General features: G+C 70.6%; 18 protein-coding genes. 7 read left to right on the top strand and 11 right to left on the bottom strand.

All coding sequences use genetic code 11. The features are described 5' to 3' along the window. Positions 1–12: 12 nt before the first annotated feature. Positions 13–735: a methyltransferase domain-containing protein gene (locus AB0G01_RS13610; RefSeq protein WP_360944076.1), complete on the bottom strand. Its 723-nt coding sequence runs from the start codon at positions 733–735 to the stop codon at positions 13–15. On the opposite strand from AB0G01_RS13610, the gene AB0G01_RS13615 reads away from it, so the two are divergent. From AB0G01_RS13615 to AB0G01_RS13630, 4 genes are read left to right on the top strand one after another with little or no spacing between them, the layout of a single operon-like run. After that, the gene (locus AB0G01_RS13615; protein WP_360944079.1) at positions 734–1,615 is read left to right on the top strand and encodes a ParA family protein; all 882 of its coding nucleotides are present in this window, start codon (positions 734–736) and stop codon (positions 1,613–1,615) included. The genes AB0G01_RS13610 and AB0G01_RS13615 overlap by 2 nt on opposite strands. After that, positions 1,612–2,247, top strand: coding sequence for a LysE family translocator (locus tag AB0G01_RS13620; protein WP_360944082.1), 636 nt, complete (start codon positions 1,612–1,614; stop codon positions 2,245–2,247). The genes AB0G01_RS13615 and AB0G01_RS13620 overlap by 4 nt, the downstream gene beginning before the upstream one ends. Then, entirely contained in the window at positions 2,234–3,028 is a 795-nt protein-coding gene (locus AB0G01_RS13625) for a DNA-formamidopyrimidine glycosylase family protein (RefSeq protein WP_360944085.1), read from the top strand. The genes AB0G01_RS13620 and AB0G01_RS13625 overlap by 14 nt, the downstream gene beginning before the upstream one ends. 10 nt (positions 3,029–3,038) lie before the next feature. After that, positions 3,039–4,061 carry a quinone-dependent dihydroorotate dehydrogenase gene (locus AB0G01_RS13630; RefSeq protein WP_360944088.1) on the top strand — a complete coding sequence of 341 codons (1,023 nt, stop codon included), beginning with the start codon at positions 3,039–3,041 and terminating at the stop codon, positions 4,059–4,061. A gap of 55 nt (positions 4,062–4,116) precedes the next feature. Here the strand turns inward: AB0G01_RS13630 and AB0G01_RS13635 are convergent, their stop codons facing one another. From AB0G01_RS13635 to AB0G01_RS13675, 9 genes are all read right to left on the bottom strand, one after another. Beyond that, on the bottom strand, positions 4,117–5,361 hold the full coding sequence (locus AB0G01_RS13635; RefSeq protein ID WP_360944090.1) for a solute carrier family 23 protein: 1,245 nt from the start codon (positions 5,359–5,361) through the stop codon (positions 4,117–4,119). A gap of 1,164 nt (positions 5,362–6,525) precedes the next feature. Next, on the bottom strand, positions 6,526–7,338 hold the full coding sequence (locus tag AB0G01_RS13640) for a hypothetical protein (RefSeq protein WP_360944093.1): 813 nt from the start codon (positions 7,336–7,338) through the stop codon (positions 6,526–6,528). Positions 7,339–7,366: 28 nt separating this feature from the next. Continuing rightward, positions 7,367–8,254, bottom strand: a complete 888-nt coding sequence (locus AB0G01_RS13645; RefSeq protein ID WP_360944096.1) for a PspA/IM30 family protein — start codon at positions 8,252–8,254, stop codon at positions 7,367–7,369. 311 nt (positions 8,255–8,565) lie between these two features. Then, positions 8,566–8,988, bottom strand: coding sequence for a helix-turn-helix transcriptional regulator (locus AB0G01_RS13650; RefSeq protein WP_360944099.1), 423 nt, complete (start codon positions 8,986–8,988; stop codon positions 8,566–8,568). A 156-nt stretch (positions 8,989–9,144) separates the two neighbouring features. Continuing rightward, positions 9,145–9,618, bottom strand: coding sequence for a CinA family protein (locus AB0G01_RS13655; RefSeq protein ID WP_360944102.1), 474 nt, complete (start codon positions 9,616–9,618; stop codon positions 9,145–9,147). A gap of 13 nt (positions 9,619–9,631) precedes the next feature. Continuing rightward, a complete protein-coding gene (gene pgsA / locus AB0G01_RS13660; protein WP_360944105.1) occupies positions 9,632–10,216 on the bottom strand; it encodes a CDP-diacylglycerol--glycerol-3-phosphate 3-phosphatidyltransferase in 585 nt (194 codons plus the stop codon). Continuing rightward, positions 10,213–11,583 carry a 30S ribosomal protein S12 methylthiotransferase RimO gene (gene rimO, locus AB0G01_RS13665; protein WP_360945232.1) on the bottom strand — a complete coding sequence of 457 codons (1,371 nt, stop codon included), beginning with the start codon at positions 11,581–11,583 and terminating at the stop codon, positions 10,213–10,215. The genes pgsA and rimO overlap by 4 nt, the downstream gene beginning before the upstream one ends. A 72-nt stretch (positions 11,584–11,655) precedes the next feature. Next, complete coding sequence (locus AB0G01_RS13670; RefSeq protein ID WP_360945235.1) at positions 11,656–11,946, bottom strand: RloB family protein; 291 nt, start codon at positions 11,944–11,946, stop codon at positions 11,656–11,658. Between the two features lie 100 nt (positions 11,947–12,046). Further along, complete coding sequence (locus AB0G01_RS13675; protein WP_360944108.1) at positions 12,047–13,339, bottom strand: ATP-binding protein; 1,293 nt, start codon at positions 13,337–13,339, stop codon at positions 12,047–12,049. A 159-nt stretch (positions 13,340–13,498) separates the two neighbouring features. On the opposite strand from AB0G01_RS13675, the gene AB0G01_RS13680 reads away from it, so the two are divergent. The 3 genes from AB0G01_RS13680 (at position 13,499) to AB0G01_RS13690 (ending at position 15,597) form a co-directional block, all read left to right on the top strand. Next, entirely contained in the window at positions 13,499–13,999 is a 501-nt protein-coding gene (locus tag AB0G01_RS13680) for an amino-acid N-acetyltransferase (RefSeq protein ID WP_360944111.1), read from the top strand. Positions 14,000–14,062: 63 nt separating this feature from the next. Then, positions 14,063–14,896: a MerR family transcriptional regulator gene (locus AB0G01_RS13685; RefSeq protein WP_360944114.1), complete on the top strand. Its 834-nt coding sequence runs from the start codon at positions 14,063–14,065 to the stop codon at positions 14,894–14,896. Positions 14,897–15,171: 275 nt separating this feature from the next. Beyond that, positions 15,172–15,597 (top strand): phospholipase, encoded by a 426-nt coding sequence (locus AB0G01_RS13690; protein ID WP_360944117.1) that lies wholly within the window; start codon positions 15,172–15,174, stop codon positions 15,595–15,597. Between the two features lie 19 nt (positions 15,598–15,616). Here the strand turns inward: AB0G01_RS13690 and AB0G01_RS13695 are convergent, their stop codons facing one another. Further along, positions 15,617–17,920 (bottom strand): DNA translocase FtsK, encoded by a 2,304-nt coding sequence (locus tag AB0G01_RS13695; protein WP_360945238.1) that lies wholly within the window; start codon positions 17,918–17,920, stop codon positions 15,617–15,619. Between the last annotated feature and the right edge of the window lie 238 nt (positions 17,921–18,158).

Raw genomic sequence — 18,158 nt, forward strand, 5'->3', positions numbered from 1 at the left:
TCTACCGCAATCTCACCCCGCGCGGCGGGCCAGCACGTGCAACCGCGCCGCGACGTCGCGCAACGGCGACCGGGTCGAGGCGGCGAGCTCCAGCTCCGCGAGCGCCTCGGCCGCGCCGGGGTTGGACTCCAGCACCGAGCCCGGTACCAGGTCCGACACCACGCCGTGGCCCTGGAGCACCTCCAGCTCCAACCCCGCGCCGAGCACCAGCGCCTCCAGACCGGCCACGTCGAACCGGCGCTGCAACGGCTCGCGGGCCCCGGCGAGCCGCCCCGACTCGTCGTCCAGCAGCCGTCGCGCGTCCACCAGCCGGCCGGCGATCGCCCGGTGCAGCACGGCCGCGTACCGGTTCGCGACCAGCACGGACACCGCGCCGCCCGGTGCGGCGGCCTTGGCCAGCGCGTTCAGCGCCACGGCCGCGTCGTCCACGACCTCCAGCAGCCCGTGCCCCAGCACGAGGTCGGCGGACGAGTCGGCCTCCAACGCGTCCGTGTCGCCTTGCACGGCCGTGATGCGATCGGTCACACCAGCCTCCGTAGCGCGCCTGTACAGCGTGGCGAGCGCGTTGGGGCTGGGCTCGACCACGGTCACCACACAGCCGGCCACAGCGAGTGGAACAGCCCACACACCGCTACCGCCGCCCACGTCCAACACCCTGGGCGGTTCCCCTCCCCGGCGCTTCCGCGCGGCGGCCAGCTCGGTGTCGAGCACCTTGTGTACGGCGTCCGGTCGCATGGCACTAGAGCCTAGAGACCGTAGGCTGCACTTCGTGCATACGGTGGCGGTGCTCAGCCTTAAGGGTGGCGTGGGAAAGACGACGGTCGCGTTGGGTCTCGCGTCGGCGGCGTTGCGGCGCGGGGTGCGGACGCTGGTCATCGACCTCGATCCACAGTGCAACGCCACCTCCACGCTGGAACCCGACGACACCGAGGCGAGCATCTACGACGTCCTCCAGGACCCCACGGGCGACACGGTGCGGGCGGCCATCGCCCCCAGTTCGTGGGGCGATGGCGTGGACGTGCTGGCCGGGTCGGAGGACGCCGAGCTGCTCAACCACCCCGACCCGGGCGAGTCACGGCTCGGGCGGCTGCGCGAGGCGTTGCGGGTGCTCGCCGCCGAGGGCGACAGCGAGGAGCCCTACCAGCTCGTCCTGCTGGACTGCCCGCCGTCGCTGGGGCAGTTGACCAGGTCGGCGCTGGTGGCGTCGGACCGGGCGCTGCTGGTGACCGAGCCGACCATGTTCGCGGTGGCGGGCGTGCAGCGGGCGTTCGAAGCGGTGCAGTCCGAGCGTGAGCACAACGCCGACCTCCAGCCGTTAGGCGTGGTGGTGAACCGCGTGCGGCCACGGTCGCACGAGCACCAGTTCCGGATCGAGGAGCTGCGCGACATCTTCGGGCCGCTGGTGATGCCCGTGGCGCTGCCGGACCGGTTGGCGGTGCAGCAGGCGCAAGGTGCCTGCATGCCGATCCACGAGTGGGGCACGCCCGGCGCGCGTGAGGTGGCGCTGGCGTTCAACCTGGTGTTGGCGCGGATACTGCGGATCAGCCGCAGCAGACGCCGTCCGGTGCACGACGACTTCGACGACGAAGAGATCCAGGAAGCAGTGGACGCGTGAGCACCACCGCGCTGGTGACATTCACCGTCGCCGCGCTGCTGTTGACCATCACGCCTGGTCTGGACACCATGATGCTGTTGCGCATGGTGCTCGGCGGTGGGCGCAAGGCCGGCCTCGTGGGCGGTTTCGGCACGACCCTCGGCTGTCTCGCGTGGGGTGCGGCGAGCATCGCGGGACTGACGGCGCTGTTGGTGGCATCCCGGTTCGCCTACGACGTCGTGCGGTACGCGGGCGCGGCCTACCTGCTGTGGTTGGGCGGGTCGGCGTTGTGGAAGTCGTGGCGCGGCGTGCGTGCGGACAGGCCCGTGGACGCACTCCGGATCACGCCCGTGCAGGCGTTGCGAGTGGGGTTCACCACTAACCTGCTCAACCCCAAGATCGGCGTCTTCTACCTGAGCCTGCTGCCCCAGTTCCTGCCCACTACGGGCGAGTCGACCGGGTGGGCGGCATTGCTCGTGGGCATCCACGTGGGCATCGGACAGGTGTGGCAGATCATCGTGGTGTGGCTCGCGGGGCGTGCCGCCGTCGTATTGACGACACCGCGCGTCAGGGAGTGGACGGAGCGTCTTACCGCGTCCGTACTCGTCGCGTTCGGGCTGAAGATGGCGTTCGACAGCAGTGCCCGAGGGTGACACGGTCTTCCTGACCGGGCGGCGACTGGATGACGCGCTGGCCGGGCGGACGTTGCTGCGCACGGACTTCCGACACCCCAGGCTGGCCACGGTCGACCTGGCCGGGCGGGACGTCCTCGAAGTCGCCACGGCCGGCAAGCACATCCTGACCCGGTTCTCCGGGGACCTCACGCTGCGCAGCCACCTGCGGATGGACGGCTCGTGGCACCTCTACCGGCCGGGTGACAAGTGGCGGCGGCCCGGACACCAGGTGCGGGTGGTGCTGGAGGTGCCCGACCGGCTGGCCGTCGGGTTCGCGCTGCACGATCTGGAGCTGGTGCCGACCGGCGAAGAGTCGCGGCTGGTCGGGCACCTGGGACCGGACCTGCTCGGGCCGTGGACGGCGGCCGACGAAGCGGAGGCCGTGGCGCGGCTCACCGCCGACCCGGCGCGTGAAATTGGTCTCGCACTGCTGGACCAGCGGGTGATGGCCGGCGTGGGCAACGTCTACAAGTCCGAGGTGTGCTTCCTGCTGGGCGTGTCCCCGTGGACCCCGGTGTCCGATGTGGACAGTGCGCGCGCGGTGGCCCTGTCGCGGAAGTTGTTGCTGGCCAACTCCCTGCGACCGGTGCGGAACACCACCGGACTGCCCGGACGCGGACGCGAGTCGTGGGTCTACGAGCGGTCGGGGCGGCCGTGCCTGCGGTGCGGGACGCGAATCAGGATGGCCGGACAGGGTCCGGGGGTGCAGGAGCGGAGCTCCTACTGGTGCCCGCGCTGCCAGCCAGGGCCGATCGCTTAGGGTTACCGCCGTGGTCTACAAGAGCGTGGTGCGTAAGACGTTGTTCCGGATGCACGGTGGGGACGCGGAGCGCATCCACGAGACCACCTTGCGCGCGATGACGGCGTTGAGCCCGGCAGCGCGGTTGGTGCGCCGTAAGGCCGTCGGTGGGCGCACGGTGTTCGGGGTGCGTTTCCCGAACCCGGTGGGGCTCGCTGCGGGGCTGGACAAGAACGGGCGCGCGCTGCCGACGTGGGGCGCGTTGGGGTTCGGGTTCGTGGAGGTCGGCACGGTCACCCGGCACGCGCAGCCGGGCAACCCGCGACCGAGGCTGTTCCGGCTGCGGGACAGCGAGGCGATCATCAACCGGATGGGCTTCAACAACGACGGTGCGCTGGAGCTCGCGAACCGGTTGGACCGGTTGGGGCCGTTGTCCGTGCCGCTGGGGATCAGTCTGGGCAAGTCGAAGGTCACGCCGGTCGACGAGGCCGTGGAGGACTACCAGGCGTCGCTGCGGGCGCTCTACCGGCACGGCGACTACTTCGCGGTGAACATCAGCTCGCCCAACACGCCGGGCTTGCGGAGCTTGCAGGACCGTAAGGCGCTCGCGGAGCTCCTGTCCGCGTTGAACGAGACGTCTGCCGACCTGGCCGGATCGTCCGCGCGCAAGCCGTTGTTGGTGAAGATCGCGCCCGACCTGACCGACGAGGCGATCGGCGAGCTGCTGGAGGTGTGCGCGGCGCACCAGGTCGCCGGGCTCATCGCCACCAACACCACCCTGTCGAGGGACGGTCTCGCACCGGCGGACCAGGCGTTGGCGGGTGAGGCCGGCGGGTTGAGCGGCCGGCCGCTGGCCGTGCGGGCGCGTGAGGTGGTGCGGTTCGTGAGCCGGGAGACCGACGGGAAGCTGCCGATCATCGGGGTCGGCGGGATCGCGTCCGTGGACGACGCGAAGCGGATGATGGACGCCGGCGCGAGCCTCCTCCAGCTCTACACGGGGTTCATCTACGAGGGACCCGGGTTGGTGCGCCGAATCGCCCGGTCACTCGTCTAGGGCGCTTTACACGCATCAGGTGGTCGGGTCGCAAACGCTTGCCCCCGGCTGGGCGTCAGATGTGGCGGACGGCGCGGAGCCAGCGCATCACCGGGTGCAGGATCACGACCAGCAGTGAGCCCCAGACCAGGCCGCCGAGCTCCATGTCACCGAGCTTCAGCGTCAGGTCGCCGACGCCCGCGACCAGCGCCGCGCCGCCGACCAGCGCGTTGCCCGGGTTGGCCAGGTCGACCCGGTTGTCCATCCAGATCCGCACGCCGACCAGCGTGATCAGGCCGAGCAGGACCAGCGTCGCACCGCCGACCACGCCCGGCGGGATGGTGCCGAGGGCGGCGGTGGCCTTCGGCGAGAACGCCAGGAGGATCGCCATCACCCCGGTCACCGCGTACGCGGCGGTGGAGTACACCTTCGTCACGCCCATCACGCCGATGTTCTCGGAGTAGGTCGTGGTGCCGGGACTGCCGCCGAAACCCGCGAGCGTCGTGGAAAGTCCGTTGGCGATGATCGAGTCGCCGACGCTGCCGTCGAGGTTGCGGCCGGTGAGGCCGGCGACGGCCTTGACGTGGCCGACGTTCTCCGCGACCAGCACGATCACGACCGGCAGGATCAGCAGGGTGACTGACGGGCGGAGTTCCGGCGAGTGCAGGAGCGGGAGGCCGAGCCAGGCCGCGTTCGCGACCGGGGCGGTGTCCACGACGCCGAGGACGAAGCCGAGGACCCAGCCCACGACCACGCCGAAGAGCACGGAGAAACGGAAGAAGAGCCGCCTGCCGAGGACGCCGCAGAGCAGGATGATGCCCAGGGTGACCACGGCGGGCAGGGGTTGTTCGGAGAACGAGGTCGTCGCGCGGTGCGACAGGTTCAGCCCGATGAGGATGACGACCGCGCCCGTGACGACGGGGGGCATCACCGATTCGAGCAGCCGGACGCCGAGCGCCTTCACCGCGACGCCGATGATGATCACCAACAGGCCGGCCGCGACGATGCCGCCGAGCTGGGCGGCGATGCCCTCGCTGCGGGCGGCTTCGAGCGGGGCGATGAACGCGAAGGACGCGCCGAGGTAGCTGGGGACGCGGTTGCGCGTGATGATCAGGAAGAGCAGCGTGCCGACGCCGGAGAACAGCAGGGTCGTGCCGACCGGCAGGCCGGTGGAGGCGGGGACGAGGATGGCGGCACCGGCCATCGCGACCAGGTGCTGCGCGCCGAAGCCGATGGTGAGTGGCCAGCTCAGTCGCTCCTGCGGGCTGACCGCGTCACCGTCGGTGGTGCGGCCATCACCGTGCACGGTCCACAACGCCACTCAATGCCCTCCCCGACGACCAAGCCGAACGCCGCTGTCCGACTCGGAGATCCTGCCACGCCATGTAGTGGGCGCGGCCAGATAACGGTCTGATAATCACACGATCGCAGTAAGGAATACCAGACCACCGAGCACATCAGCCCAGCTCAACTACGCAACGTGAGGTAAACCCCATTCGTGCGGATGGTCCTGGCGTGGCCTAGGCCGGCCCCGCGACTCCAAGACCCCGTCCGACCTGGCACGACCCTGCACAGCAGCCCGATCGGGTGATGGTGACGGCGGGTGGGAGGCCGGTGGGGGCCGTGGGCGGGTGGCGAGGTTCGGATATCCGCCGCGCAGACCGCCCATTCGGATGCCTCCACCTCGGCACTTCCCACTATCTGCGGCGCTCCTGCCCCTCTCCTGCCCATGCGTTCGGCCGCTTGTGGCGAGGTGTCGCCCGATGGCGGTGTTCCACGAACTCAACCCAGGAGCGCGATCCGGCTGGCGAGTGGCGTGACGGTTGCTGGCTGTGGCCTGATGGGTGCTCTTCCGGGGGCTTGGTGGGGCACAGGAGCATCCCAGCGGGCAGGGGTAGCCCTCAGGGCGTCCTGTGAAGTGATCGGCGGCTGAGGCCACGCTGAAGCCACAGGGCGGCGTATGCGCCTTGCCCGCGCCAGTAGGGCGGGGCGCGGGCTCAGCCGTCCACGCTGACGCTTCCTGCATCCAACAGGCAACGCACAGCGGCAGCCGGCAGCGGGCAGCGGGCAACGCACAGCGGGCAGCGTGCAGCGGGCAGTCAGCGGACCGGACGCCGGGCTTCGGGTGAACCGGGGAAGCGGCCGGCAGGAAACATCAGCGGGACTGACTCAGCAGCTCGTGGCGTGGTAGCTGATGCACTGGGGCTGTGGGCAGGCTGGGGCTGTGAGCAGGCTGAGGCCCTGGACAGGCTCGGGCTGTGGGCAGGCTGGTGCCACGAGGGCGTGCCAGATGCCTGCGTGGTGCCCGCCGATGCGCCTCCTCTTCGTTCTCGGCAACGAAATCATGGCCGGGAAAGTGCCCGAAGTGGGCCCGTTTTCTCCTGGTTCACGCCTTTGTGCGGATCTTGTACGGAACCTGGGAGTCGGGCCTCGGCAGGGGCTGGAGCCGGGGGCGCGGCGGGGCGTTGTACAGGCTAGTTGCTGGTCAGGGGGTTTCCGGGCGGGTCCAGCGGGAGAGGTCTCGGAGGGCCGAGGCCAGGCCTGCCAGGTGGTCCGTTGCTTCGCCGAGGACCTGGCGGGGGTTGTTGGCCGTGCTTTCCGCCAGCACCCGGCCCGCTGCGGCCACCAGGCCGCAGTAGCCGTCCACGCCTTCGTCGAGCTGTGCCCTCAGGCGTTGGACCCCTTCCACCAGCGGGGCGCGGTCCAAGGGGGGTGCGGTGTCCCGGGCTCGTTCCACCGCCTGCAACTGGTGCGACACCGCCCTGATCGCGCTCGACGCCTCGGTTCCCGTCACCCTCGCCTGGACCACCGAGTCCGCCGGCACCGAGGTCAGGGCCGCCGAGTCGAGCTGGCGCAGGAGTTCGCGGAGCGTGTCCTCCGCGTCCTCCAGGCGCTCCATCGGCTGCCTGGCCGCCGAGCTCCGCGCGGGCAGCGGGGTGGGGGTGGGTGCCGCCGCCAACTGTTGGCGGGCCGTGTCGATCGACTTCATCTTGGACTTCGTGCGCACCGCGAGGACGCCGGTGCCGGCCAGGGCGATGGCTGCCCCGACGCCCGCCGCCGTGGGCAGCGCTCCGACCAGGGCGAGGGTCCCGACCACCGCGAGGATGGCCAGGACGATCAACCAGAACGTGAGCACCCGACTCGACCGGCGGTACCGCCGGTCGAGTTTGGCGCGTGGGTCGTTCCAGGCGGTCAACCGCCGTTTCACCTGGTCCGCGAGTTGACCTTGGAGCTGGCGGTTGACCGCGCCGCCGACCAGGTGGGCGATCTCACCGGCCGCTCTCCGCCGGGGATCCATCCTCGGATGATCCATCGCGGACACGCCCTCAGCCCTGGCTCGCGGGCGGGTTCTGCTGCGGCAACTGCTGGGTCTGCTGCGGCGCGCTCTGCGGCGTGCTCTGCGCCTGCTGCTGGACGCGCTGCTGGATCTCCTGCTGGATGTTCGCCGCGGCGCTGCCGGGCTTGGCGGCCGTGACCTCGCCCGCGACGCTGCCGCCGCGCATGGACGCGCGGATCTGCTCCAGGCGGGACGAACCGGCCATCTGGGTGGTCGACTGCTGGACCTCCAGCATCCGGCCCTGCACCGAGTTCTGGGCGAGTTCCGCCGAGCCGAGGGCGGTGGTGTACCGCTTCTCGATCTTGTCCCGGACCTCTTCCAGCGACGGCGTGTTGGCCGGCGCGGCGAGCTCGGACATCTGGCGCAGCGACGCGGAGACCTGCTCCTGCATCTTGGCCTGCTCCAACTGGCTGAGCAGCTTGGTGCGCTCGGCGAGTTTCTGCTGGAGCACCATCGCGTTGCGCTCGACGGCCTGCTTGGCCTGCGTGGCCGCCTGGAGCGACTGGTCGTGCAGGGTCTTGAGGTCCTCGATGCTCTGCTCGGCGGTGACGAGCTGGGTCGCGAACGACGTGGCCGCGTTCTCGAACTCCTGGGCGCGCGCCTCGTCGCCCTTGCCCCGTGCCTCGTCGGCGAGCACGAGAGCCTGGCGTGCGGACGCCTGGAGCTTCTCGACCTCACCGAGCTGCCGGTTGAGCTTCATCTCCAGTTGGCGCTGGTTGCCGATCACCGCGGCGGCCTGCTGCGACAGCGCCTGGTGCTGCCGCTGCGCCTCCTCGATGGCCTGCTGGATCTGCACCTTCGGGTCGGCGTGCTCGTCGATCTTGGACGAAAAAGCCGCCATGAAGTACTTCCATGCCTTCACGAAAGGGTTGGCCATCTCCTACGCCTGCCTTCTCCGCACTATCCCTGGCTCGCGCTCGTGATTGGCAACGACCCGGTGCCGGTGTTGGTTCCATCGTGTCAGTTGTCCCGTGCCTCTTCCACCGACCTGGGGAGATATCCGGGTTCACCCTGAGTCACCCCTGAAACTTCGGTCGGCACGGGTAATCCTGCCCGTCCGCCGCTCCGGGGGACGCGGCGACCCCGCGCGCGGTTGCCAAGTCGTTGCAGTGCGGCGTGGCCGGGGGTGCTCATGCCAGGAAGCCGAGCCGGACGGACCGGCTCGGCTTCGGACGTGGGCTGCTCGGGTTATGCCGCCACCACGGTGCCGCGCGGTTTGCCGATCGTCGTGGTCAGCCGGTGCGTGAGCATCGGCTGGATGCGCAGGTCGGACAGGTCGTTGCCGATGACGGCGGGCACGAGCGTGCCGCCTTCGAGGCTCGGCGCGGCGGGCTGCGCGCGCTCGGTGAGCTCGGCCGGGCTGGTCACCGGTCGCTGGACGGCACCGATGTCCGAGGCGACCAGGTGGAGTAGTTCGAACAGGGGCAGGTCCAACGCCTCGCAGATGGCGGCCAGCAGTTCGCTGGACGCCTCCTTGCGGCCACGCTCCACCTCGGACAGGTACCCCAGGCTGACGCGGGCGGTCCTGGAGACCTCGCGCAGCGTGCGGCGTTGGGTGGTGCGGGCATGGCGGAGCCGATCACCGATCGCCTCGCGTAGCAGCACGGTCATCGCGCGCCTCCTTCCGGCCGGCCGTGCCACCACGTTACCGACCCGTCCCGTCGACGGGCAGTGACTTCCGGACACGTCCGCCCAGGGCGAACGAGTGAACCCGCCGGTAAGTTCCCGCGTCGGTCCCCGTGTAGCGGCCTGATCGCCCTGTTCACGTCACCCGGCGGCGATGTCGAGGTGGTCGCGGAGCAGAGTGAGAGCGGCGGTCGCGGCGGCGTGTCGGATCGCGCTCCGATCGCCACGGACAGTGATCGTGCGGACGGTGGAACCGGACGGACCGGACAAACCGATGTGGACGGTGCCGGGTGCGACGCCGTCCTGGGGGTCCGGCCCGGCCACACCGGTCAACCCGAGGCCCCACGTCGCCCCGCAGCGCTCCCGCGCCCCCTCGGCGAGCTGACGGGCCACCTCGGGGTGCACCGCGCCGTGCTCGGCGAGCAGGGCGGCGTCCACGCCCGCGAGCGATTCCTTCAGGTCGGTGGCGTAGACGATCAGCCCGCCGCGCAGCACGGCGCTGGCCCCGGGCACGGTGGTGATCTCGACCGCGACCAGCCCGGCGGTGAGCGACTCGGCGGTGGCGACGGTCTCCCCGCGCCCCGCCAGCCCGGCGACGACCTCGGCCGCCGTCACGCCCCGGCCACCATCACGTCCCGGCCACCGCGCGCTTGCCGCGCGCCCGCAGCCGGAACGCGCGGATCACGTAGTCGACACCGGTGACGACGGTCAGCGCGACCGCCGCGTACATCGAGATCAGGGCGACGGCTTGGAGGACCGGCGGCAGCGGCAGCAGGTAGAGGCCGATGGCGAAGATCTGGACGAGCGTCTTGGCCTTGCCGCCGCGACTGGCCGGGATCACGCCGTGCCGGATCACCCAGAACCGCAGCAGGGTGACGCCGACCTCGCGGACCGCGATGACCACGGTGACCCACCACGGCAGTTCGCCGAGCAGGCTCAGGCCGACCAGCGCCGCCCCGGTGAGCGCCTTGTCCGCGATCGGGTCGGCGATCTTGCCGAAGTCGGTGATCAGGCCGTGCTTGCGGGCCAGGTTGCCGTCCACGTGGTCGGTGACCGACGCGATGGCGAACACCGCGAACGCGGCGAGCCGCCACCGGTGGTCGTGGCCGTCCTCGGCGAGCAGCAGGTAGAGGAACACCGGCACGAGCACCAGCCGGGACATCGTCAGCACGTTGGCGATGTTCAGCACCGGCACGCGCGGCGGTTCTGTCACCTGGGGAGCACCTCGATCGCGGTGACCACCAGGTCCACGCCCTCGGCGGCGTCGACCCGGCAGCGCACCAGGTCGCCGACGGTCAGCCCGTCGGCGTTGGTGATCACGCACTCGCCGTCGACCTCGGGTGCCTGGTGCCCGGCCCGGCCGACGCAGTCGCTCTCGTCGTCCTCCTCGGTCTCGACCAGGACGACGACCTCCTGGCCCACGCGGTCCTCGGCGCGCTGCGAGGTGAGCTCCTCGACCAGGTTGGAGATCCGGGTGACGCGCGCGGCGATGGTGTCGGCGTCGAGCTTGTCGCCCAGCCCCTCGGCCTCGGTGCCGTCCTCGTCGGAGTAGCCGAACACGCCGACCGCGTCCAGCCGGGCCCCGGTGAGGAACTTCTCCAGCTCGGCGACGTCCTGCTCGGTCTCGCCGGGGAAGCCGACGATGACGTTGCTGCGGATGCCGGCCTCCGGCGCGAGGCGGCGGATCTGCTCGATCAGCCCCAGGAACGACTCGGTGGAGCCGAACCGGCGCATCCGGCGGAGCACCGGCTCGCTGGAGTGCTGGAAGGACATGTCGAAGTACTGGGCGACGTTCGGCGTGGTCGCGATGGCCGTGACCAGGGTGGGCTTGGTCTCGGCGGGCTGGAGGTAGGAGACGCGGACCCGGTCCACGACCTCGGCCAGGCGCTCCAGCAGGTTCTCCAGGCCGCCCAGCTCGCGCGGCAGGTCCTTGGCGTACGAGGTGGAGTTCTCGCTGACCAGGAACACCTCGCGGACGCCCTGCTCGGCCAGCCACCTGGCCTCGGCGACGATCTCGTCGGGGTGGCGGGAGACGAACGCGCCCCGGAAGCTCGGGATGGCGCAGAACGAGCAGCGGCGGTCGCAGCCGGAGGCGATCTTCAACGGCGCGACGGGGGTGTCTTCGAGGCGGGTGCGCAGCACGCGCGGGCCCCAGCCGTGGCCGGGCACCTGGACCTCGGTGGCGGCCTGGGGGCGCTGCACGGGCGTGAGCGGCAGCAGGGTGCGGCGGTCGACCGGCTTGTGCGACGCGACGGTCTGGCCCGCCAGCACGTCGTCCAGGCGGTCGGCGAGGTTCTCGTAGTGGTCGAACCCGAGCACCGCGTTCGCCTCGGGGAGGTTGTCGGCGAGCTCGGTGCCGTACCGCTCGGCCATGCAGCCGACCGCGACGACCTTGGCACCGGAGTCGGCGGCGGCGAGCAGCGTGTCGACGGAGTCCTTCTTGGCGGACTCGACGAAGCCGCACGTGTTGACCACGATCACGTCCGCCTCGCCGTCCACCAGCTCCCAACCGCTCGCGGTGAGCCGGCCGGCCAACTCCTCGGAGTCGACCTCGTTGCGGGCGCACCCGAGGGTCAGCATGGAGACGCGCTTGGACGTGGTGGGGGAAGACACGGTGCTCAGCGTAACCGGCTGCCCGGCCGGCACCTGACATCAGCGGTTCAGAGCGGCCTCGACCAGCCGCCACATCGCGGTGGCGGGGTTGTCGGGGCCGAGCGCCTTGGCGCGGGCGATCGCGGCGTCGAGGCCCTGGTGGAGGGCGGTGTAGTCGAGCTTCTTGTCATACGCGGGCAGGTGTTTGGCCAACAGGACGCGGGCCGCCCGGTAGTCGGCGATGTGCGCGTTGTGGTCCGCGAAGTGCGGGATCAGCCACAGCTCGAAGCACGGGTCCGAGACGGCGAGCGCGATCCCGGCCTTGCCCGCCGAGACGATCGCTTTCGCGATGTCGAACCGGTCGAGCTACCGCTTCTCGGTGTTTCCGCAGCACACCACGAGGAGCCGGTTCGCGGGTTTCCGGTGCGGCGGACGGCGACGTGCAGTGGGCTCACGCCGGATCATCCGCACCGCCCGAACCGCGCAAGGCGTCAATGAAGTCCTCAGCCACCAGGCTCGGCACCGCCCCGTAACTCCCGCCGAGGTAGCGCCGTTCCAGGTTCTCGCCCTCTTTGCGCGGGTGGAAATCGGTCAGCGGGTAGAGCTCGGACGCGCCGTCCGACTTCTTCTCGACAAACCAGATCTCATCCCGTTTGAGCACCTCGTCACCGAGGGACGGGCTGAGCAGGCTGGCGTCGTGCGTGGTGAAGACGAGTTGTGCCCGGTGGGGATTGGCCTCCTCGTCGCGGAACAGCGCCACGAGCCGTCCGGTGAGCTGCGGGTGCAGGCTGGCGTCGATCTCGTCGACCACCAGCAGACCGCCCCGGTCCAGCACCGTCAGTGCGGCAGGCAGCAGCCCGAGCCAGGCCCGGGTGCCCGCCGACTCGTCCTCCAGGTCGAACTCCTCGCCCGTGCCGTGTCCCAGCGTGAGCTGGCCGTTCTTGACGAGAATCTGCTTGAGCACACCAAGGGATTCAGGGTCGATGAATGCGGGCGCGGTCTCAAGCAGGAGAGGCACACCGACCCGCAACCGCGAATCCGAGAATTCCACGTCGCTGCGCGAGGACACGGGCAGTCCGAGGGAGAGCCTTGCGATGCCGAAATCAGCCACCTTGGCGAGCTCTGCGAAACGTTTCCCGGAGACGCTTTCAAGCAGGAACCGGCGTATTTCCGACTCATCCGTCTCCGGACCTTCCAGCCGGAAGACCATTCCCTGGGTGAACCAGCGGTGCGCCGGTTGGAGAAGCGGCAGGTTCGTCTGCCCCGCCAGGCTGAGGAACAACGCGTTGGATCTCAGCAAGCCTTCCAGGACGTCGAGCTTCCCGCGCTGTTCACCGACCGTGGTACCGAACTTGATCTCGTCGCGATCGCGCTCGAAGATCACCCGCTTGCGCTTCTCCGGATAGCTGTGCAGCCATTCGGTCCGCACTCGCTCGTCGTCGACCTCGAACCCGTAGACGTACCGGATCCGCCCGTCCACGAACTCGACCGCGAAGACCGACGGTTGGTCGCGCGCGCCGGGAGCCGGCCGGAACGGGCGGCGCGGGACGCCGCCGTCCGGGGACCACTTGCCGAACGAGTCGCGGACCGCGTCCGCCATGAACTTCAGGCCGTCGAGCAGGTTGGACTTGCCGGAGGCGTTCGCGCCGTAGACCGCCGCCACCGGCACCGCCTGGCGGTCCTTCGCGTACGCGGGTATGAGCAGCAACTCCTGCTCGTCGCGGAACGACCGGTGGTTGCCCATCCTGAAGCTCCGGAGCACGTGACACCTCCGACAGCCGAGTTGTGACCCGTTCCCCGCCAGTAAACCGCAGGAGTCGGGCCGGAGGTGCCGCCAGGACACATTTCACCGGATGAACGCCCGACACCGCCGTGTTGTCGAGCCGGGGTTACGTTTGACGCTGTGAACGACCCGATCAACGTCCGGCGTGCCCGGACCGGTGACGTGCGGGCCATGAAGGCCCTCATCGACCACTACGCGGGCAAGGTGCTGCTGGCCAAGCCGCTGGTCACGCTGTTCGAGGACATCCAGGAGTTCTGGGTGGCCGAGCAGGACGGCGTGGTGCTGGGGTGCGGCGCGCTGCACGTGCTGTGGGAGGACCTGGCGGAGATCCGGACGGTCGCGGTGTCGCCGCAGGCCCTGGGGCGCGGGATCGGGCACCGGCTGGTGCGGCAGTTGGTCGAGACGGCGCGGGAGCTCCAGTTGTCGCGGGTGTTCGTGCTGACCTTCGAGACGTCCTTCTTCATCCGGCACGGGTTCGTGGAGATCGACGGGACCCCGGTCTCCCCCGAGGTCTACGAGGAGATCATGCGGTCGCCCGACGAGGGGGTCGCGGAGTTCCTGGACCTGTCCTACGTCAAGCCGAACACCCTGGGGAACTCGCGGATGCTGCTCCACCTCTGACTATTCGAACCACAACTCGAATAGTCTTGACTCCACGAGCTCCCGCACACGAGGATGGGCGGCGTGGAGCAGTTGACGGTCGACGAGCTCGCGGTCCGCGTAGGCGTACCGGGCAGCACGATCCGCATGTACCAGACCAAGGGCGTGCTGCACCCGCCCAAGCGGCAGGGGCGGCAGGCCTTCTACGACGACTCCCACATCGAGCGGCTCACCCTGGTCCAGCGGCTCCAGGCGCGAGGGTTCTCGCTGCCCGCGATCGCCGAGCTGGTCAAGGCCCGGGAGAGGGGCGCGAGCGTTGCCGCCGTGCTCGGCGTCGGCGACACCGAGGGGCCGGACGACTGGGTGCGCGTCCGGGTCCGGGACATCAGCCGGCTCGTGCCGATGGGCGACGTCCGCCCGGCGGTGCTGCGGCGGGCCATCCAGCTCGGCCTGGTCCGCTGGCGGCGCGGCTGGCCGCACACCCGGCGCTGGGCGCTGGAAGCCGGCAACCGGCTGGCGCTGCTGACCGTGCCCGCCGAGGACGTGCTGGCGAAGTTCGCGAACCTGCGCGCCGCCACGGACGGGATCGCCGCCGACTTCGTCGAGGTCTTCGAGCGCCGGATGTGGCCGCAGCTCGCCGACCAGTCCGACCAGGAGGACCAGCTCGACCGGATCCGGGCGCTGCTCGTGGAACTGACCTACACGGCCGAGACGGTCGTGGTCGGCACGCTGCGCGAGTCGATCCGGGAGGCCGCCGAGGAGTTCGCCCGCCGGCACGGCCTGCTGCCCGGCGGCGACTTCCACCCGGTGTGGGCCGAGGAACCCCTCCCGATCGCCGAACGTCTCATGGACAACGAGACCGAGATCCCGGATGAGCCCGCGATCCGGCGGTTCCTCGACCAGGGCGACGACTCCTAGCGCCCTGGTCTGCTGTGCCCGACGCCGTCGGCGGCCGGGTGGTCGAGCCGGTGCGGAGGGGTACGGCTCGCCCACCGGGGCGCGTCACGGCCTCGGGCCGCCCGCGCCCGGCGGGCCGAGTGCGGTCCGCCGGGCGCGCGGACTTGTCGGGACCCCGAAGCGGTACTCCGACGTTCACCGGGTGTTGCCGCGCCGGGGGCCCATCAGGGCTGTCGGAAGTCACCGACGAGTCGGTATGAACCTCCTCACACCCGTTCGACCGAGGGGGCACCACCGTGAAATCCCTGCGCACCGCGTTCGCCGTCGTCCTCACGTCGCTGGCCCTGCTGGTCGGTGCGAACACCGCCCAGGCCGCGATCAACGCGCCCGCCGTGACCGACGACTACGTGTTCTCCAAGTCCCTGTCGCAGTTCAGCTCCATCCGGGCCACCGCGCCCCACGCCGGCCAGCTCGACTGGTCGTCGGACGGCTGCTCGTGGTCGCCCGACAACCCGTTCGGCTTCAAGTTCCTGCCCGCCTGCCACCGCCACGACTTCGGCTACCGCAACTACAAGAAGCAGGGCCGGTTCACCGAGACCACCCGGCTCAAGATCGACAACAAGTTCAAGTCCGACCTCTACCACCAGTGCGCCGGCAACTGGTCGTGCAACCGGACCGCCGACCTGTACTACAAGGCGGTCCGCGAGTTCGGCGCGAGCTGACCCCGCACCCGGCGGCGGCTCAGCCCTCGTCCCCGTCGGGGGCCGAGCCGCCCCGGATCAGGTACACCACCGAGTCCAGCTCGTCCGGCTTGATCAGCACCTCGCGGGCCTTGGACCCCTCCGACGGGCCGACCACGCCGCGCGTCTCCAGCAGGTCCATCAACCGGCCCGCCTTGGCGAACCCGACCCGCAGCTTGCGCTGCAACATCGACGTCGAGCCGAACTGGGACGTGACGATCAGCTCCGCGGCCTGGAGCAGCACCTCCAGGTCGTCGCCGATGTCGGCGTCGATCTCCTTCTTCTCGCCCACCTTCGCCGCGGTGACGTTGTCGGTGTACTCCGGCTGCGCCTGGTTCTTGGTGAAGTCGACGATCTCGGCGATCTCCTCGTCACCGACGAACGCCCCCTGCACGCGCACCGGCTTGGACGCGCCCATCGGCAGGTAGAGCCCGTCGCCCATGCCGATCAGCTTCTCCGCGCCCGGCTGGTCCAGGATGACCCGCGAGTCGGTCAGCGACGACGTGGCGAACGCCAGCCGCGACGGCACGTTCGTCTTGATCAGACCGGTCACCACGTCCACCGAGGGCCGCTGGGTGGCCAGCACCAGGTGGATGCCCGCCGCCCGCGCCTTCTGGGTGATCCGGACGATGGCGTCCTCGACGTCGCGCGGCGCGGTCATCATCAGGTCGGCCAGCTCGTCGACGATGGCCATGATGTACGGGTACGGCCGGTACACGCGCTCGCTGCCGGGCGGCGCGGTGATCTCGCCGGACTTCACCTTGCGGTTGAAGTCGTCGATGTGGCGCACCCGGTTGACCTGCATGTCCTGGTAGCGCTGCTCCATCTCCTCGACCAGCCAGGCCAGCGCGGCGGCGGCCTTCTTCGGCTGGGTGATGATGGGCGTGATCAGGTGCGGGATGCCCTCGTACGGGGTGAGCTCGACCATCTTCGGGTCGATCAGGATCATCCGGACCTCGTCCGGCGTGGCCCGCGCGAGCAGCGACACCAGCATCGAGTTCACGAAGCTCGACTTGCCCGATCCCGTGGAGCCGGCGACCAGCAGGTGCGGCATCTTGGTCAGGTTCGCGGTGACGAAGTGGCCCTCGATGTCCTTGCCCAGCCCGATGACCATCGGGTGGTTGTCCCGCACCGTGGTCGGCGCGCGCAGCACGTCGCCCAGCCGCACCATCTCGCGGTCGCTGTTGGGCACCTCGATGCCGACCGCGGACTTGCCGGGGATCGGCGCGAGCAGCCGCACGTTGTCGGTGGCCACCGCGTAGGCGATGTTCTTGGTCAGCGCGGTGATCTTCTCGACCTTCACGCCGGGGCCGAGCTCCACCTCGTACCGGGTGACCGTCGGGCCGCGGGTGAAACCGGTGACCTGGGCGTCGATCGAGAACTGGTCGAGGACGCCGGTGATGGCCTCGATCATCTGGTCGTTGGCCTTGCTGCGGGCCTTGGGCGCGTCGCCGTCCTTGAGGATGGTCGGCGGCGGCAGCTTGTAGTCGCCCTCCACGGCGCGCACGGCCGTGCCCGGCTTGGCCTTCTCGGCGGGTTCGACGGCCTTCGGCTTCGGGGTGGCGCGCGGCGGGGGCGGCGGCGGCACCTCCTCCTCGTCCTCGTCCTCGGCCAGGGGCAGCTCGGGCTGCTCCTCGGTCGCGGCCGACTGCCTGCGCCGGGACGGCCGGCGCAGCTTCGCGGGCTTGGGCTCCTCCTCGACGGGCTCGTCCTCGTGGTCGAAGCCGTCCAGCCGGTCCCCGGTCCGGCGGCCGTGCAGCAGCGAGCCGAGTTTCGCGGGCACCTCGCGGATCGGCAGGTGCGCCAGCACCAGCAAGCCGTAGCCGAAGATCAGCACCAGCAGCGGGCCCGCGACCCACGGGGTGAGGCCCTGGGCGAGGAACCCGCCCGCCAGGTAGCCGAGCGCGCCGCCGGCCGTGCGCCGCTGCGCGGGGTCGGCGGGCAGACCGCCGATGAGGTGGAACATGCCGAGAAACCCGACGGCGACCAGCACGCCGCCGATCACCAGTCGGGGCCGGGCCTCCGCGTTCGGGTCGGTGCGCATCAGCGCGACCCCGATGCCCAGCAGCACCAGCGGGACGATCAGCGCGGGGGTGCCGACCGAGCTGCGCACCGCGCCGTCGACCCACTGCCCCACCGGGCCGCCCGCCTGCCACCACACGCCCGCGCCGGTGATCACGGCGAGCGCGATCAGCACCAGCGCGAGGCCGTCCCGGCGGTGCGCCGGGTCCAGCTCCTTGCCCCGCCCGACCGCGCGGACCACCCCGCCCACGCCCCGGCCGAGCAGGCCCCACGCCTTGCCCACCGAGCCGGACTTCTTCCGCGCCACGGGTTTCGACGTGGCGCGCGACCTGGGTTTGGCCGCAGCGGCACGTGGCTTGGACCCGGCTCTGGAGCCACGGGTCGTGCCCTTGCCGCGCGAGGTTCCGGTTCGGCCAGCCATGATGTATACGGTAGTCCCTGGAGCCCCACCAGCCACAACGCTCACGGGAGACCGTGACGCGCGGCGCTTCCGCCCATGGTTGCCCCGTTCCGGCCACGCG

The sequence above is a fragment of the Actinosynnema sp. NPDC023587 genome (assembly GCF_040640215.1).
GTDB lineage: Bacteria > Actinomycetota > Actinomycetes > Mycobacteriales > Pseudonocardiaceae > Actinosynnema.

Excerpts from the sequence above, each read along its gene's own strand:
- AB0G01_RS13675 (WP_360944108.1), bottom strand. The coding sequence starts at position 13,339 with ATGGGCAACCACCGGTCGTTCCGCGACGAGCAGGAGTTGCTGCTCATA.
- AB0G01_RS13615 (WP_360944079.1), top strand. The coding sequence starts at position 734 with ATGGCACTAGAGCCTAGAGACCGTAGGCTGCACTTCGTGCATACGGTG.
- AB0G01_RS13650 (WP_360944099.1), bottom strand. The coding sequence starts at position 8,988 with ATGACCGTGCTGCTACGCGAGGCGATCGGTGATCGGCTCCGCCATGCC.
- AB0G01_RS13645 (WP_360944096.1), bottom strand. The coding sequence starts at position 8,254 with ATGGCCAACCCTTTCGTGAAGGCATGGAAGTACTTCATGGCGGCTTTT.
- AB0G01_RS13640 (WP_360944093.1), bottom strand. The coding sequence starts at position 7,338 with ATGGATCCCCGGCGGAGAGCGGCCGGTGAGATCGCCCACCTGGTCGGC.
- rimO (WP_360945232.1), bottom strand. The coding sequence starts at position 11,583 with ATGCTGACCCTCGGGTGCGCCCGCAACGAGGTCGACTCCGAGGAGTTG.
- AB0G01_RS13610 (WP_360944076.1), bottom strand. The coding sequence starts at position 735 with ATGCGACCGGACGCCGTACACAAGGTGCTCGACACCGAGCTGGCCGCC.